This window comes from Streptomyces capoamus (assembly GCF_014654935.1).
In the GTDB taxonomy this organism is placed as follows: Bacteria; Actinomycetota; Actinomycetes; order Streptomycetales; family Streptomycetaceae; genus Streptomyces; species Streptomyces capoamus.
Genome location: NZ_BNBF01000014.1, coordinates 165,710 through 181,384, shown reverse-complemented (window position 1 = coordinate 181,384; position 15,675 = coordinate 165,710). Strand labels below are relative to the sequence as shown.

15 protein-coding genes are annotated in these 15,675 nt (G+C 72.8%); 12 read left to right on the top strand and 3 right to left on the bottom strand.

Annotated features, from left to right (window positions below; translation table 11 throughout):
- Positions 1 to 1,330, bottom strand: a 1,330-nt coding sequence (locus tag IE312_RS22430) for an AMP-binding protein (RefSeq protein ID WP_306419794.1), incomplete at its 3' end; no start/stop codon positions are given.
- Positions 1,331 to 1,517: 187 nt separating this feature from the next.
- Between IE312_RS22430 and IE312_RS22425 the strand changes: the two genes are divergently transcribed.
- Positions 1,518 to 2,648: an acyl-CoA dehydrogenase family protein gene (locus IE312_RS22425; RefSeq protein WP_189984142.1), complete on the top strand. Its 1,131-nt coding sequence runs from the start codon at positions 1,518 to 1,520 to the stop codon at positions 2,646 to 2,648.
- Positions 2,645 to 3,043 carry a RidA family protein gene (locus IE312_RS22420; RefSeq protein WP_189984141.1) on the top strand — a complete coding sequence of 133 codons (399 nt, stop codon included), beginning with the start codon at positions 2,645 to 2,647 and terminating at the stop codon, positions 3,041 to 3,043. The genes IE312_RS22425 and IE312_RS22420 overlap by 4 nt, the downstream gene beginning before the upstream one ends.
- A 27-nt stretch (positions 3,044 to 3,070) precedes the next feature.
- Here the strand turns inward: IE312_RS22420 and IE312_RS22415 are convergent, their stop codons facing one another.
- Positions 3,071 to 3,676: a dihydrofolate reductase family protein gene (locus IE312_RS22415; protein ID WP_189984140.1), complete on the bottom strand. Its 606-nt coding sequence runs from the start codon at positions 3,674 to 3,676 to the stop codon at positions 3,071 to 3,073.
- Between the two features lie 211 nt (positions 3,677 to 3,887).
- Between IE312_RS22415 and IE312_RS22410 the strand changes: the two genes are divergently transcribed.
- Positions 3,888 to 4,325: a DUF6299 family protein gene (locus IE312_RS22410; RefSeq protein ID WP_189984139.1), complete on the top strand. Its 438-nt coding sequence runs from the start codon at positions 3,888 to 3,890 to the stop codon at positions 4,323 to 4,325.
- Between the two features lie 221 nt (positions 4,326 to 4,546).
- Here IE312_RS22410 and IE312_RS22405 read toward each other — a convergent pair whose 3' ends face one another.
- Entirely contained in the window at positions 4,547 to 5,374 is an 828-nt protein-coding gene (locus IE312_RS22405; protein WP_189984138.1) for a GntR family transcriptional regulator, read from the bottom strand.
- A 302-nt stretch (positions 5,375 to 5,676) separates the two neighbouring features.
- Between IE312_RS22405 and IE312_RS22400 the strand changes: the two genes are divergently transcribed.
- The 9 genes from IE312_RS22400 to IE312_RS22360 all read left to right on the top strand — a co-directional run bounded on the left by IE312_RS22400 (position 5,677) and on the right by IE312_RS22360 (position 15,661).
- On the top strand, positions 5,677 to 6,957 hold the full coding sequence (locus IE312_RS22400) for an extracellular solute-binding protein (RefSeq protein WP_189984137.1): 1,281 nt from the start codon (positions 5,677 to 5,679) through the stop codon (positions 6,955 to 6,957).
- A 78-nt stretch (positions 6,958 to 7,035) separates the two neighbouring features.
- Positions 7,036 to 8,034, top strand: a complete 999-nt coding sequence (locus IE312_RS22395; protein WP_189984136.1) for a carbohydrate ABC transporter permease — start codon at positions 7,036 to 7,038, stop codon at positions 8,032 to 8,034.
- On the top strand, positions 8,031 to 8,861 hold the full coding sequence (locus IE312_RS22390) for a carbohydrate ABC transporter permease (RefSeq protein WP_189984135.1): 831 nt from the start codon (positions 8,031 to 8,033) through the stop codon (positions 8,859 to 8,861). The genes IE312_RS22395 and IE312_RS22390 overlap by 4 nt, the downstream gene beginning before the upstream one ends.
- 6 nt (positions 8,862 to 8,867) lie before the next feature.
- Positions 8,868 to 10,379 carry a glycoside hydrolase family 3 protein gene (locus IE312_RS22385; protein WP_189984134.1) on the top strand — a complete coding sequence of 504 codons (1,512 nt, stop codon included), beginning with the start codon at positions 8,868 to 8,870 and terminating at the stop codon, positions 10,377 to 10,379.
- A gap of 103 nt (positions 10,380 to 10,482) precedes the next feature.
- The gene (locus IE312_RS22380; protein WP_189984133.1) at positions 10,483 to 11,514 is read left to right on the top strand and encodes a phytanoyl-CoA dioxygenase family protein; all 1,032 of its coding nucleotides are present in this window, start codon (positions 10,483 to 10,485) and stop codon (positions 11,512 to 11,514) included.
- Positions 11,511 to 12,800, top strand: a complete 1,290-nt coding sequence (locus IE312_RS22375) for a DUF6271 family protein (protein ID WP_189984132.1) — start codon at positions 11,511 to 11,513, stop codon at positions 12,798 to 12,800. The genes IE312_RS22380 and IE312_RS22375 overlap by 4 nt, the downstream gene beginning before the upstream one ends.
- Positions 12,797 to 13,975: an alanine racemase gene (locus tag IE312_RS22370; protein ID WP_189984131.1), complete on the top strand. Its 1,179-nt coding sequence runs from the start codon at positions 12,797 to 12,799 to the stop codon at positions 13,973 to 13,975. Before IE312_RS22375 ends, IE312_RS22370 begins: the two co-directional genes overlap by 4 nt.
- Position 13,976: 1 nt before the next feature.
- Positions 13,977 to 14,486 (top strand): GNAT family N-acetyltransferase, encoded by a 510-nt coding sequence (locus tag IE312_RS22365; protein ID WP_189984130.1) that lies wholly within the window; start codon positions 13,977 to 13,979, stop codon positions 14,484 to 14,486.
- On the top strand, positions 14,468 to 15,661 hold the full coding sequence (locus IE312_RS22360; protein ID WP_368860021.1) for an MFS transporter: 1,194 nt from the start codon (positions 14,468 to 14,470) through the stop codon (positions 15,659 to 15,661). The genes IE312_RS22365 and IE312_RS22360 overlap by 19 nt, the downstream gene beginning before the upstream one ends.
- Positions 15,662 to 15,675 lie beyond the last annotated feature (14 nt).

The following is a 15,675-nucleotide window of genomic DNA, read 5'->3' as shown; positions in this document are numbered from 1 at the left end:
CCACCTCCGGGCCCGCGATGTTGTACCCGGCCGAGATGATCATGTCGTCGGCGCGGGCCACGTAGCGGAAGTAGCCGTCGGCCTCGCGGACGTAGGTGTCGCCGGTGACGTTCCACCCGTCCCGGACGTACTCCCGCTGCCGCGGGTCGGCGAGGTAGCGGCAGCCGACCGGGCCGCGCACGGCCAGCAGCCCGGGCTCACCGTCGGGCACCGGCCTGCCCCGGCCGTCCTGCACGCGCGCCTGCCAGCCCGGCACCGGTACCCCCGTGCTGCCGGGCCGGATCCGCTCGTCGGCGGCGGACAGGAAGATGTGCAGCAGCTCGGTGGCGCCGATGCCGTTGATGATGCGCAGGCCCGTCCGGTCGCGCCAGGCCCGCCAGGTGGCCGCGGGCAGGTTCTCGCCGGCCGAGACGCAGCGCCTGAGGGAGGTCACGTCGTGCCCGTCCAGCTCCTCCAGCATGGCGCGGTAGGCGGTCGGCGCGGTGAAGAGGACCGAGACGCGGTGCTCGGCGATCGCGGGCAGCAGGTGGCGGGGGCCCGCCTGTTCCAGCAGCAGGGCGCTGGCGCCGGCCCGCAGGGGGAAGATCACCAGCCCGCCGAGGCCGAAGGTGAAGCCCAGCGGGGGAGTGCCGGCGAAGACATCGTCCTCATGGGGGCGCAGCACATGCCGCGAGAAGGTGTCGGCTGCCGCCAGCACGTCCCGGTGGAAGTGCAGGCACCCTTTCGGACGCCCCGTCGTGCCGGAGGTGAACGCGATCAGGGCGACGTCGTCGGCCGCGGTCCCCACCGCCGGGTAAGGGCCGGCGGGGGCCGGGCGGCGCAGCAGGTCGTCGGGTGCGTCACCGCCGTACGTCGTGACGCGCAGCCCGGGTATGCGCGCCTTCACCAGGTCGTCCACCACGCGGACGTCGCACAGCGCGTGCCCCACCCGGGCGATCCCGCACAGGGTCGTCAGCTCGTGCGGACGCTGCTGGGCCAGCACGGTGACCGCGACCGCGCCCGCCTTCAGCACCGCCAGCCAGCAGGCGGCGAGATAGGGCGTGGTGGGGCCGCGCAGCAGCACCCGGTTGCCGGGGACCACGCCCAGGGAACCGGTGAGCACGTGCGCGATCCGGTCGACCCGCGCGCGCAGCTCGCCGTAGGACCAGACGGCGCCGTCCGGGGTGCGGAAGACCGGGCGGGCGGGGTCGGCGTGGTCCAGCAGCTCCGCGGCGCAGTTCAGCCGCTCGGGGTAGCGCAGTTCCGGCAGGTCGAACCGCAGCTCGGGCCACTCGTGGGGCGGGGGCAGATGGTCGCGCGCGAACGTGTCGACGTGGGCCGAGGCATGCATGGCGGTGCGCCCCCTTGCCGTGACGGATGTCCGGGACAGCTGTCCGAACGGGCTATCTGGTGGGCTCGCGCCTTGAGCGTATCGTGTTGGTGACGGCAGTCAACTGCACGCGATAACCTCAGGCGGCGGGGACGGACGGGGACGAGGGCCCGCCCCGGAGACGTGACCCCGCCAGGGAGGACCGGCCGTGTCCGCATTCTCGCTCCGACCCGAGCAGAGCGCCTGGTGCGCCGAGCTGCGCGACCTGGCCGCCCGGCGGCTGCGCCCCCTCGCCGACCGGGGCGCACCCGGCCGCGTCAACCGGCCGCTCCTCGCCGAACTCGGCCGACTCGGCCTGCTCGCCCGGCTGTTCAGCGCCGGCGCGCTGGACCTGTGCCTGATGCGGGAGTCCCTCGCCCAGGCCTGCGCGGAGGCCGAGACCGCGCTCGCCCTGCAGGGCCTGGGCGCCCACCCGGTGCACGCCCACGGCACCCCGGACCAGCGCGCACGCTGGCTGCCCCGGGTCGCCGACGGCGGCGCGGTGGCCGCCTTCGCGCTGAGCGAGCCCGGCGCCGGGTCGGACGCGGCGGCGCTGGCCCTCGCGGCCGAGCCCGACGGCGACGGCTGGCGGCTCACCGGCGCCAAGTGCTGGATCTCCAACGCCCCCGAGGCCGACTTCTACACCGTGTTCGCCCGCACCACACCCGGCGCCGGGGCCCGCGGGGTGACCGCCTTCCTGGTCCCGGCCGACCGGCCCGGGCTCACCGGCGACGCCCTGGAGATGATCTCCCCGCACCCCATCGGCGCCCTCGGCTTCGACGCCGTGCCCGTCACCGCCGCCGACGTGCTCGGCGAACCCGACCGCGGCTTCGCCGTCGCCATGGGCACCCTCAACCTCTTCCGCCCCAGCGTCGGCGCGTTCGCGGTCGGCATGGCGCAGGCCGCGCTGGACGCCACCGTCGCCCACACCCGCCGGCGCGAGGCGTTCCACGGACGGCTGATGGACCTCCAGGCCGTGTCCCACCAGGTCGCCGAGATGGCCCTGCGCACCGAGGCGGCCCGCCTGATGGTGTACGCGGCCGCGGCGGCGCACGACGCGGGAGCCGCCGACGTGCCCCGGCGCGCCGCGATGGCCAAGCTGCTCGCCACCGAGACCGCGCAGTACGTCGTCGACACCGCCGTCCAGCTGCACGGGGCCCGCGCCCTGCGCCGCGGCCACCTCCTGGAACACCTCTACCGCGAGGTGCGCGCGCCGCGCATCTACGAGGGCGCCAGCGAGGTGCAGCGCGGCATCATCGCCAAGGAGCTGTACGCCACCGCGGACAAGGAGGAGCAGTGACGGCCGAGCGCGTCAACCCGCCCGGGCTGGCCCCGCCCACGGGCTTCTCGCACGCCGTCGTCGCGACCGGCTCCCGCGTGGTGTTCCTCGCGGGCCAGACCGCCCTCGACGGCGACGGCAGGATCACCGGCGAGACCCTGCCCGAGCAGTTCGAGCAGGCCCTCGGCAACCTGCTCACCGCCCTGCGCGCGGCCGGCGGCAGCCCCGCCGACCTCGCCCGGGTCACCGTCTACGCCACCGACGTCGCCGCCTACCGCGCCCACGCCCCCCGACTCGGCCGCATCTGGCGGGAGGCGGCGGGCCGCGACTATCCCGCGATGGCCGTCGTGGAGGTCGTACGGCTGTGGGACGAGCGGGCCCTGCTGGAACTGGACGGGTTCGCCGTCCTGCCGTAGGCGGCCCCGCCCGGCCTCGCGGTCCGCCTAGTAACTGTCGTAGCCGGGCTGCCCGGTCGGGCGGTAGACGCCGACGACGGTGCCGCCCTTCGTGGTCGAGACGCTGACCGGCTCCAGCGCGGTGGGGACCGCCCCGTCGGCGAACAGCCGCTTGCCGGTGCCGAGGACGACCGGATGGATGGTCAGCCGGTACTCGTCGACGAGGCCGTGCCGCATGAGGGTCTGGGCGAGGTCGCCGCTGCCGACCACGTTGATGCGGCCGCCGTCGGACGCCTTCAGCTCGCGCAGGGCGTCGACGACGTCGCCCCGCAGCAGCGTGGAGTTCTGCCACTCGACGGACGTCAGGGTCCGGGAGGCCACGTACTTGCGCATGGCGTTCATCCGGGCGGTGAACGGGTTGGCGGGGTCGGCGGTCGGCCAGTAGGAGGCGAAGATCTCGTACGTCCTGCGGCCCAGCAGCATCGCGTCGGAGTGCTCGTACCAGCCGGCGACGGCCGCGCCGACCTCGTCGTCGGAGGCCGGTTTCTGCCAGCCGCCGTGCGTGAAGCCGCTCTCGGCGTCCTCGTCCGGACCGCCCGGTGCCTGCATGACGCCGTCCAGCGTCAGGAACGTGCACATGATGATCTCGCGCATGGTGCGCTCCTTTCGTCGAGGGGTGGACGGCACGGCCGCCGGAAACTCATCGGCGGGGCGCCCCCGGGTCCCCGCGGCGCCCCGCCGTACCCGTCCCGACCGGCCCGGACGGCGTCGTGACGCGCCACCGATGGGGTGACGGTCACGTCCGGCGGCCCGGCCGCCCGGTACCAGTGGAAGCCCTCGACCCCTGTGAACCGGGAGGTATCCCATGCCCGTACGCCCCGCCCTCGTCCCGGCCTTCGCCGCGGCCCTCGGTGCCGCCGCGCTGCTGTGCGCCGCCGTCGCCCCGGCCGCCGCCGACCCCTCCGAGCTGGTCACCGTCGACCCCGTCGGCCGGCTCGCGTCCGACGGCACCATCACGCTGTCCGGTACCTACCGCTGCACGGGCGGCACCGGGCCGGTGTTCGTCAGCTCCTCGCTCAGCCAGGGCGACGCCCGCCTCAAGCAGGGGGTCGGCGGCAGCACCGCCCGGTGCGACGGCGCCGAACACCGCTGGGAGAACTCCGGCAAGGCCTCGGTGAGGACGCTGAAGGCGGGCGCGGCCCAGGTGGAGGCCACGCTCACGGAACTGCGGCCCTCGGGCATCATCCTGCTGCCGGCCTTCCACGCGGTGACGAGCCGGAGCATCACCCTCACCCAGGAGTGACGCCGGGCGTGGTACCCCGTCCCGCGTCATCGCCGCCGTCCCGGGCCGGCGGGATGTCCGGGCGGTGCAGCGCGGCCACGAACTTGTGGCGGGGACCCCGGTGACCGAGTGCACCGACTCCGCCGGGTGCCCACCGAGTCCGGCGAGTGCCGGGACGGTGGCATGGCGTTCACCCGGGTGTGAGGCCGGGCGTGGTGCCCCGTGCCGCGTCGTCCGGCGGCTCACCCGGGTGTGACGCCGGGCGTGGTGTCCCGTGCCGCGTCGCCCGGCGGAGCCGTCCTGTGCCGGACCGGCGGGGTGTCCGGGCGGTGCAGCGCGGCCACGAACTTGTAGCGGGAGCCCCGGTACACCGAGCGCACCCACTCCACCGGGGTGCCCGCCGCGTCCCGCGAGTGCCGGGACAGCAGCAGCATCGGCAGCCCGACGTCGGTGGCGAGCAACTGCGCCTCGCGCGGGGTGGACAGGGAGGTCTCGTCGGCCTCGGCGAGGTGGACGCCGTACACCTCGGCGAGCGCCGTGTAGAGCGAGGGGTACGTGGCCAGGGACCGGCGCAGGCCGGGGAAGCGCCGCACCGACAGGTGGGTCGTCTCGATGGCCATCGGGTCGCCGCTGGCCAGCCGCAGCCGCTCGATGCGGAGCACCTTCTCGCCGATCCCGATGCCGAGCAGGCCCGCCAGCTTCTCGTCCGCGGGCACCTCCCCGACGTCCAGCATCTGCGAGGCCGGGCTCAGTCCCTGGGCGCGCATGTCCTCGGTGTGGGAGGTGAGCTGGAGCGTGCGGTACAGCTTGGGCTGGGCGACGAAGGTGCCCTTGCCCTGGATCCGGTCGAGCCGGCCCTCGCCGACGAGTTCCTGGAGCGCCTGGCGGACGGTCGTGCGCGAGGTGTCGAACCGGACGGCCAGCAGGCGTTCCGCGGGCATGGCCGAGCCGGGTTGCAGTGCCTCGGCCATGGTGAGCAGTCGCTGCTTGATCCGGTAGTACTTCGGCACGCGCGCGGTGCGGCCGGAGGCCCCCCTGTACGGCTGGGCGCTGCTGACGTCGGTGGTCATGCCTGCCTTCCCGGCTGTGTCGACGGTCTCCCGTTATAGCGACCAACTGCCCTATGGTCTAGTCCAAATGAACGGTCCGGGCGAAAGGGACGGAACGCGGATGGACGCGCTCCGGTGACTTTCTCGTAACGGCCCGGACCGGCTTCCCGAACCACCCTTGACACTCCAAAAGGTCTAGGCCAAGCTCCACCGTACTGGTCTACACCATTAGTGGCCAGGTCCCGAGCCCTACGTGCAACAGCGTCGTACGCAGGTCACCGCCGAGGGCGTGGGGGGTTAGTGGCATCCCTGAGGAGGGTGGCGTGAAGCGCAAGCTTGCGGCCGCGATCGTGATCGCGGGCATGATGGTCTCCGTGTCGGCGTGCGGCGGGGACGACGGGGACGACAGCGGCAAGAACGCCGGACCGGACAGCTTCAAGGGCCAGACCCTGACGGTCTGGGCGATGGACGGCTCCACGCCGGACCAGTGGGTCAAGGACGTCACGGCCGCGTTCGAGAAGAAGACCGGCGCGAAGCTGAAGTTCGAGACGCAGAAGTGGGACGGGATCCAGCAGAAGATCACCACCGCCCTGTCCGAGTCCGCCCCGCCGGACGTGCTGGAGGTCGGCAACACCCAGACCCCGGCCTACGCGGCCACCGGTGGCCTCGCCGACCTGAGCGACCTGAAGAAGGAGATCGGCGCCGACTGGACGCCGTCGGTCTCGCAGTCCTCCGTCTACGACGGCAAGCAGTACGCCGCTCCCTGGTACTTCACCAGCCGCGTCGTCATCTACAACAAGAAGATCTGGGCCAAGGCCGGCATCAAGGACACCCCGAAGACCCGGGACGAGTTCTTCAAGGACCTGGAGACCATCGGCAAGAAGACCGACGCCGAGCCGCTCTACCTGCCCGGCCAGAACTGGTACTTCTTCGACGGTCTGACCATCGGCCAGGGCGCCGACCTGGTGAAGAAGAACGGCGACAAGTACGTCTCCAACCTCGCGGACCCCAAGGTCGCCCAGGCCATGGAGATCTACAAGAAGTACCAGTCCTACTCCAAGGCCCCCAAGGACAAGGACGAGGCCACCCCGCAGCAGGCCGACGTCTTCGCCAAGGGCAAGACCGGCGCGTTCATCGGCATGGGCTGGGAGGCCGGTACGGCCGTCACCGCCAACAAGGCCATCGAGAAGGACCTCGGCTACTTCCCGATCCCCGGCGAGACCGCGGACAAGCCCGAGGGCGTCTTCCTCGGCGGCTCCAACCTCGCCGTCGCCGAGGGCAGCAAGAAGCAGGCCCTGGCCAAGGAGTTCCTGAAGATCGCCCTGTCCGACCAGTACGAGGGCGAACTGGCCAAGCTCAACGGTGTCATCCCGAACAAGAAGGCCCTGGAGACCAACCTCAAGGGCAACCTCGTCGCCGAGGCCATCGCCCCGGGTGCCGCGGTCGGCGGCACCACCCCGCTGATCCCCGAGTGGGGTGCGGTGGAGAACACCCCGAACCCGATCAAGTCGTACATGACGGCCGTGCTCAACGGCAAGTCCCCCGCGGATGCCGCCAAGCAGGTCGAGGGCGAGATCAACAAGCGCCTGGCCCAGCAGAACTGATGACCGCGCCGGGGGCGCCGTACCCGCGCCCCCGGCTCACCTGTGTCGTCCGTACGGCCACGGAAGAGATGGCAACTCATGTCAGTGCAGACCGAAGGCACGGACACGGCCGGGGAGCCCGCTGTCCGCAAGGCCCGGGTGCCGGCCCCGCCGCGCGGTGACAGTCGCACCGCCGGCGCCCCGTCCCGGCGCCGCGCCACCGCCCCCTACCTGCTCCTGCTGCCCGCGCTGCTGGCCACCGTGGTGCTGCTGGGCTGGCCCCTGGTGAAGAACGGCATGCTGTCGTTCCAGAACCTCAATCCACGCCAGCTCATCCAGCACCTCACCGAGTGGAACGGCGTCGACAACTACCGGGAGGTGCTCAGCGGCGGCGAGTTCTGGCACGTCGTGGAGCGCTCCGTCGTCTTCACCGCCCTCAACGTCGTACTGATCATGGTGATCGGCACCCTGGTCGGGCTGTTGCTGGCCCGGCTCGGCGCGAAGATGCGGCTGCTGCTCATGGTGGGCCTCGTCCTCGCCTGGGCCATGCCGGTCATCGCGGCCACCACCGTCTACCAGTGGCTGTTCGCCCAGCGCTTCGGCGTCGTCAACTGGGTCCTGGACAAGCTCGGCTGGCACTCGATGGCCGAACACAACTGGCTGGAGACCCAGTTCTCCACCTTCGCCGTGATCACCCTGCTCCTGGTCTGGCAGTCCATACCCTTCGTGGCGATCAACCTCTACGCGGCCACCACCACGATCCCCCGGGAGCTGTACGAGGCCGCCGCCCTGGACGGCGCCGGGGCCTGGAAGGGCTTCACCTCGGTGACCCTGCCCTTCCTGCGGCCCTTCCTGTACGCCACGACGTTCCTCGAAGTCATCTGGATCTTCAAGGCGTTCCCGCAGATCTTCGCGCTGAACGAGGGCGGTCCCGACCACCTCACCGAGACCCTGCCGATCTACGCCTACGTCGAGGGCGTCGGCAACCAGCACTTCGGGGTCGGCGCGGCCATCTCCTTCCTGACCATCCTGGTCCTGCTCGTCGTCACCTCGTACTACCTGCGCATGGTGCTCAAGCAAGAGGAGGACGAGCTGTGAAGCGCTCGCTCTTCGGCCGTATCTGGCCCAACGCGACCGCCGCCGTCCTCTTCGTCGGCTTCGTGTTCCCCGTCTACTGGATGTTCGCCACGGCCTTCAAACCGACCGGCGACATCATCGCCGACGACCCGGTGTGGTTCCCGACGAACGCCACCCTCGAGCACTTCAAGAAGGCCGTCGACGCCGACCACTTCTGGACCCTGGTGCTCAACTCCGTCACCGTCACGGTCCTGTCGGTCGTCTTCTCGCTCGTCATCGCCCTGTTCGCCGCCTTCGCCCTGGCGCGGATGCGGTTCAAGGGCCGGCGCGGCCTCATCGTGACGTTCATGCTGGCGCAGATGGCCCCTTGGGAGGTCATGATCATCGCCATCTACATGATCGTCCGCGACAACGACATGCTCAACAGCCTGGTCCCGCTCACCGTCTTCTACACGGTGATGGTGCTGCCCCTCACCCTCCTCACGCTGCGCGGCTACGTCGCCGCCGTGCCCAAGGAGCTGGAGGAGTCGGCGATGATCGACGGCTGCACCCGCACCCAGGCCTTCATCAAGGTGATCTTCCCGCTGCTCGCGCCCGGCCTGATGGCCACCTCGCTGTTCGGCTTCGTCACCGCCTGGAACGAGTTCCCGCTGGTCCTGATCCTCAACAAGGACATCGAGAAGCAGACCCTGCCGCTGTGGCTTTCCCAGTTCCAGACCGCCTTCGGCGACGACTGGGGCGCCACCATGGCCGCCTCCTCCCTGTTCGCGCTGCCCATCCTGATCCTCTTCATCTTCCTGCAACGCAAGGCTGTCAGCGGTCTGACCGACGGCGCCGTGAAGGGATGACGTCCGATGACCACCATCGCCACCGCCGCGTCCGGCAGCGGCTCCGCCGCGGGTGACACCCTCGCCCGGGACGCCCTCGCGGTGCTGCAGCCGGGCTTCGACGGCACCACCGCACCGGACTGGGTGCGCCGCCGCATCGGCGAAGGTCTCGCCTCCGTCGCCCTGTTCGGCCGCAACGTCGTCAGCGAGGAGCAGGTCACCGCGCTCACCGGGCAGTTGCGCGCCGAGCGGGACGACCTGCTGGTCGCCATCGACGAGGAGAGCGGCGACGTCACCCGCCTCGACGTGCGCACCGGCTCCTCCTTCCCCGGCAACCACGCCCTCGGCGCCGTCGACGACCCCGAGCTGACCCGGGCCGTCTCCCGCGAACTGGGCCGCCGCCTGGCCGCCTGCGGCGTCACCTTCGACTGGGCGCCCTCCGCCGACGTCAACGCCAACGCCGACAACCCCGTCATCGGCGTCCGCTCCTTCGGCGCGAGCCCCGGCCTGGTGGCCCGGCACACCGCCGCCTGGGTGGAGGGCCTGCAGTCCACCGGCGTCGCCGCCTGCACCAAGCACTTCCCCGGCCACGGCGACACCAACGTCGACTCCCACCACGCCGTGCCCCGCATCGACGTCGACGCCGACACCCTGTACGCCCGTGAACTGCCCCCGTTCCGCGCGGCCATCGCCGCCGGCACCCGGGCCGTCATGAGCGCGCACATCCTCGTCCCGGCGCTCGACCCGGACCGCCCCGGCACCCTGTCCCGGCGCGTCCTCACCGAACTGCTGCGCGGCGAACTCGGCTACCAGGGCCTGATCGTCACCGACGGCATGGAGATGCGCGCCATCTCCGGCACCTACGGCCTCGAACACGGCGTGGTCCTCGCGATCGCGGCCGGCGCCGACGCCATCTGCGTGGGCGGCGGACTGTGCGACGAGGGCACCGTGCTCGGGCTCCGGGACGCGCTCGTGGCCGCCGTGCGCTCCGGGGAACTGCCCGAGGAGCGGCTCGCGGACGCCGCCGCCCGCGTCCGTGACCTGGCCGCCTGGACCGTCACGGCCCGCGGTGACGCGGCCGGGACCCCGGCCGACCCGGAGGTCGGCCTGGTCGCGGCCCGCCGCGCGCTGACCGTGACCCGGGCGGGCGCCGCCGCACCGGTCACCGCACCGGCGTACGTCGCCCAGTTCAACCCGGCCCCGAACATCGCCGTCGGCGACCAGACCCCCTGGGGCGTCGCCGCCGAGCTGGAGCGGCTGCTGCCCGGCAGCGCCTCCGGCACCTTCACCGGCGAGGGCGCCGGCGCGGCCGTCCTCGCCGCCGCCGAGGGCCGCCGGATCGTCGCCGTGGTCCGCGACGAGCACCGGCACGAGTGGATGCGCTCCGCGCTCGACACCCTGCTCGCCGCCCGGCCCGACACCGTCGTGGTCGAGATGGGCCTGCCGCAGGCCCCGCCGCGCGGCGCCCTGCACATCGCCACCTACGGCGCCGCCCGGGTCTGCGGTGTGGCCGCCGCGGAAGCCGTCGTCGCCGGCTAGACCCTCGGACTCACCGGCCGCCCGCCGTGAGCGGGCGGCCCCCTCCCTCTTGCCGTTCTCCCGGATCCACCGCACTTCTGTGTTCCCGTTCCAGAGGAATCGCATGCAGACGCCCCACCCGTACCTGCACCGCGCGGCGACCGGCCGCCCCTACTTCAGCACCGACGGCGAGACCTACCTCGCCCCGACCCCCCTGCGCGACCTGGAGAAGACCCAGCCGCTGCGCGTCCTGTCGGAAGAGGACCTCGCCTTCTGGCAGACCTACGGCTACGTCGTCTTACGCGAGGCCATCACCCCCGGCGAGGCCAAGGAACTCCTCGACTTCGCCTGGGAGTTCCAGGGGCTCGACCCCGACCGCCCCGACACCTGGTACGCGGAGCCGGAGTTCCGCTCCGAACTCGACCGGCACCTCTACATCTACGGCTTCGTCGAGGCCTACCACCACCAGCTGCTGTGGAACAGCCGGCAGAACCAGCGCGTCTACGACGCCTTCGTGGACGTCTGGGACAGCCCGGAACTGTGGGTCACCCTGGACCGCCTCAATCTCAACCCGCCGAACCGGCACACCCGTTCCCGCTCCCTGATCGAACCCACCGACGAAGGGTTCGACATCGAGCTGCACTGGGACGTCGACACCACCCTCGCCGTGCTTCCGCAGCGCGTGCAGGGCATCATCGCGCTCACCGACACCCGCCCCGAACTCGGCGGCTTCCAGTGCGCGCCCGAACTCTTCCGCCGCTTCGACCAGTGGCGCCTCGCCCAGCCGCCCGGCCGCGACCCGGTCCGCCCGAACACCGACCCCGCCGAGTTCCCGGTGGTCCGCCCCGACCTCCAGGCCGGCGACCTGCTGATCTTCAACGGACTGCTCGCCCACGGCGTGGCGCCCAACCTCTCCGACAACGCTGTCCGGGCCGTCCAGTACCTGTCGATGATGCCCGCGCTGGAGGAGCACACCACCCTGCGGGACTCCCGCGTGCACTCCTGGCGCACCCTCGCCACCCCCGACTGGAACGCCACCCTGCTCGGCGACGCCCGCCGGCCCGAAGCCCTCCGCCACGGCCCCGCCGAACTGAACGGGCTGGGGCGCAGGCTGCTCGGCCTGGACTCCTGGGCCGCCGCGGAAGGTGCCCGGTGAACCGCGTCTGCCTCACCCTGCCCACCAACCGGGCCTGCTCCGCCACCGTCACCGCCCTGCACGCCGAAGCCGCTTACGCGGTACGGCACTTCGGTGCCGACGTCCAGCTGCTGATCCTGGACTCCGCCGACGCGGCCACCCGCGCCGGGCACCGCCGCACGGTCGCCGCACTGCCCCCGGAGCCGGGCGTGACCGTCCACCACCTCGACGAGGCAGCCCAGCGGGACTTCCTGCACCGGCTCGTCCAGAAGGCCGGCCTGCCCGAGCCGGACCGGCTGCTGCGCCTGATGCTGCCGCCCGCCGTCTCCTACGGCGCCTGCACGAACCGCGCCTTCCTGCTGGCCGCGGCCCTCGGCTGCGACTCGGTGCACCGCCGCGACTCCGACAGCACCTACCAACTCCACGCCGGGCAGCAGGTGTTCCCCGTCCACCACGAACTGCCCTGGCTGGGCCGCCCCGCCGCCGAGGCCATGGCCGCCGTCACCCGCACCGACCTCGACCCGGCGCTGTCCCACCGTCCGGTCTCCCTGGCCGGCGCCTCCTTCATCGGCGAACTCTCCGTCGACATCGGCGAGATACGGGCCCTGGACGAGACCGTCCACCACGACGTGGTCAGCCTCTGGGCCCCCGGCGGCTGGCCCGAGGACCGCACGCGCGCCCTGGTCGCCGAGTCCTTCACCGGCGCGGGCACGGCCCCCTTCACCGGCGACCACTCCACCCTCACCCTGGTCGACCCCATGCGCGTCGACATGTGCAACGTCGCCTTCGACCGCGCGGTGTACGAGCGCGTCCCGCTCCCGCCCGCCACCGACACCATCGGCAGCGACTACTTCCTCCTCCACCTCGTCCACGACGCGGGCCTGCCCGGCATCCTGCACAACCGCCACATCGAGAACTTCCACACCCCCGAGCGCCGCACCGCCACCGGATTCCCCGCCTACCAGCGCCGTTTCGTGAAGTTCCTGCTGTCGATGCTCTACTTCCACGACGTGTACGACCGGATGGCGGCGGAGGGCGCGGGCCTGCTGGACGAGAGGCAGCGGGTCCGCCCCGACCGGATCGTGGCCTTCCTGCGCGAGAGCACGACCCTGGACCGCACCGAGAACATCTGGCGCCTGGACCGCGTCGACACGGCGTACCGCAAACTGGGCGGCCGCTACGCGGACTTCGCGCATCAGCTGGGCGCACAGCGCGACCAGCTGCTCGACCAGGCAGAGCAGGACATCCACTCCTTCGCAGACCTGACACAGGCCTGGCCCGCGCTCATGGAAGCGGCCCGCACATGAGCGCCCCGAAGGAGCCGGGGCGGACCCGCACCAGCACCACGGACCGCCTTTGCTACGACCTCACCGGCATAGAGCGCCAATACGACATCCTGCTCCAAGAGCTGCCCGGCACCCGCGTCCGGTTCGCCCTCAAGGCCTGCCCGGTCGACGAAGTCCTCCACGCACTGGCCGCCGCGGGCGCCGGCTTCGACGCGGCGAGCCCCGCCGAGATCGAGCAGGCCCTGCGCGCCGGCGCCCGCCCCGACCACATCCACTACGGCAACACCGTCAAGTCGGACCAGGACATCGCCGAGGCCCACCGCCTGGGTGTGCGCACCTTCGCCACCGACAGCGTGGAGGACGTCACCGCCATCGCCGCGCACGCGCCCCGCGCCCGTGTGTTCTGCCGCCTCACCACCAGCGGGGAGGGCGCCCTGTGGGGCCTGAACCGCAAGTTCGGCTGCGCCCCGGAGGACGCCGTCCGCGTCCTGGCCACGGCCCGTGACGCCGGGCTCGTCCCGGCCGGCCTGTCCGTGCACGTCGGATCCCAGCAGATGACCGGCGAGGCCTGGCAGCAGGCCGTGGACACCCTCGCCGGGACCCTGGTGGCGCTGGCCGGGCGGGGGATCGTTCCCGACCACGTGAACCTCGGCGGCGGCCTGCCCGCGCTCGGCTACCTCGACCGGCGCGGCACCCCTCTCGACCCGCCGCTGGACAAGATCTTCACCGTGCTCCGCGAAGGCATGGAACACCTGGACGCGCTGGCCGCCGCCCCGCTCGACTTCGTGGTGGAACCGGGGCGCCACCTGGTCGCCGACCACGGCGTGATCCACGCCCGGGTGGTCCGGCTGACCGAACGGACGCAACCGGACGGCGGGCGGGCCCGCTGGCTGTACCTGAGCGTGGGCAAGTTCAACGGACTGTACGAGATGGACCAGGTGACCCACCCGCTGGTCTTCCCGGGGCGGGAGGGCGAGGAACTCGTCCCCGCGATCGTCGCCGGGCCCACCTGTGACAGCGACGACGCCTACGGCGCCGGCCGGTACCCGGTCCTCGTCCCGGCGTCCCTCGCCTCCGGAGACCCGGTCCGCGTCCTCTCCGCCGGCGCCTACGCCGGCAGCTACATGACCCAGGGCTTCAACGGCATCCGGCCGCTGCCGACGGTGTGCACCCGCGGCCAGGAAGGACACCACTGAGATGACAGGCCTCGTACGGGGCATCGCCGAGGCCGACTGGCCCCAGGTCGCCGCCCTGGAGGCCGGGGCGTACGCGGGCACCGCGCTCACGGAGGGGGAGGCCGGCCTGCGCGCCCACGCCTCGGCCGGCACCAGCTTCGTCCTGGAGCTCGACGGCCGGATCGCCGGCTACGTCCTGGCCCTGCCCTACCGGCGGTTCCGCTGTCCCGACCTGACCCGCCCGGAACGTGCCGTCCCGCACGCCGCCAACCTCCACCTGCACGACCTGGTCGTCAGCGCGCCCCTGCGCCGCCGGGGCCTGGGCACCCGGCTGGTCCGGCACCTCACGGACACGGCCCGCGCCCGGGGGTTCGCGACCATGTCGCTGGTCGCGCTCGCCGGCAGGGAGCCCTTCTGGCGGACCCACGGGTACCGGCCCCACCCCGGGGCGCGGGTGCCGGCCGGCTACGGCAGCGGCGCGGTGTACATGTCGGCGCGGGTCACCGCCCCCCTGTGGAGGGCGAGCCGATGACCGCACCCGCCACACCCAGCTTCCGGCGCGCCAAGTGGTCGATCGCCGCGCTGTTCTGCTTCCTCGGCTTCCAGTACGGCACCTGGGTCTCCCGGCTGCCCGCGCTGAAGGCCCGCCTGGACCTGGGCGCGGGCGAGGTGGGTCTGCTGCTGATGGCCTGCGGGGCCGGCGCGGCGGCCTCCTTCCCGCTGGTCGCCGCCCTGATGCGCAGGCTCGGCTCGCGGCTGCTGTCCCTCGCCTCGGCCGCGGCCCTGATCGTCGTACTGGCCGCCCTGTCCGCCGTACCGAACCTCCCGCTGGCGCTGCTCGCCGTGTGCGCCGACGGGGTCGCCGTCGGCTGCCTCAACGTCGCCATGAACGCGCAGGGCGCCGCGCTGGAGCGCGCCCACGGGCGGACGGCGATGTCCCAGCTGCACGCCACGTTCAGCGGCGGACTGCTCGCCGCCGCCCTGCTGACCTCCGGCGTCACCAGCGCGACCGCGTCCGTCCCGGCCCACTTCACCGTCGCCGGCGCCCTGCTGCTGCTCCTGCTCGGCGGCGCCCGGCCGGGTCTGCTCACGCACCAGGAGCAGGGCCCGGCCGGTGCGGGGGAGCCGAAGCGGCGCGCCCGTCGCGGCCTGACCTCGGGCACGACCCTGCTGATGGGCTGCGCCATGGCCTTCGGCACGGTCACCGAGGGCGCCATGAACGACTGGTCGACGCTCTACCTGGAGGACGTCGTCAAGGCGTCGGCGACCGTCGCCCCGCTCGGGATCGCGGTCGTCTCCGTGATGATGCTGCTCGCCCGGCTGTGCGCGGACCGCTGGCGGACCCGCTGGGGCGACGGGCGCGTGGTGCGGGCCGGCAGCGCGGTGGCCGCCGCGGGTCTGGCGCTCGCCCTGCTCGCCGGGGGAGTGGTGCCCACGCTGCTCGGCTTCGCCTGCGTGGGCCTCGGCGCGGCCGCCGTCACCCCGTGCGTGTACGTGGCGGCGGCCGGCCGCGGACCGGACGCACTGGCGCTGGTCGCCGCGATGGGGACGACCGGTCTGCTCGCCGGGCCCGCCCTGATCGGTTTCGTGGCCGGTGCCGTGAACCTGACCGCGGGCATGGCCACGGTGGCGGCCTGCGCGCTGATCGTCACGGTGACCGCCTTCCGCATCCCGTGGCGGACGCCCGCCCCGGCACCGGCCGGCTGAGGCCGGCACGGGCG

Coding starts and splice junctions, on each gene's coding strand:
- IE312_RS22405 (WP_189984138.1), bottom strand. CDS start 5,374: ATGACCACCGACGTCAGCAGCGCCCAGCCGTACAGGGGGGCCTCCGGC.
- IE312_RS22415 (WP_189984140.1), bottom strand. CDS start 3,676: ATGCGCGAGATCATCATGTGCACGTTCCTGACGCTGGACGGCGTCATG.
- IE312_RS22395 (WP_189984136.1), top strand. CDS start 7,036: ATGTCAGTGCAGACCGAAGGCACGGACACGGCCGGGGAGCCCGCTGTC.
- IE312_RS22385 (WP_189984134.1), top strand. CDS start 8,868: ATGACCACCATCGCCACCGCCGCGTCCGGCAGCGGCTCCGCCGCGGGT.
- IE312_RS22410 (WP_189984139.1), top strand. CDS start 3,888: ATGCCCGTACGCCCCGCCCTCGTCCCGGCCTTCGCCGCGGCCCTCGGT.
- IE312_RS22380 (WP_189984133.1), top strand. CDS start 10,483: ATGCAGACGCCCCACCCGTACCTGCACCGCGCGGCGACCGGCCGCCCC.
- IE312_RS22365 (WP_189984130.1), top strand. CDS start 13,977: ATGACAGGCCTCGTACGGGGCATCGCCGAGGCCGACTGGCCCCAGGTC.
- IE312_RS22370 (WP_189984131.1), top strand. CDS start 12,797: ATGAGCGCCCCGAAGGAGCCGGGGCGGACCCGCACCAGCACCACGGAC.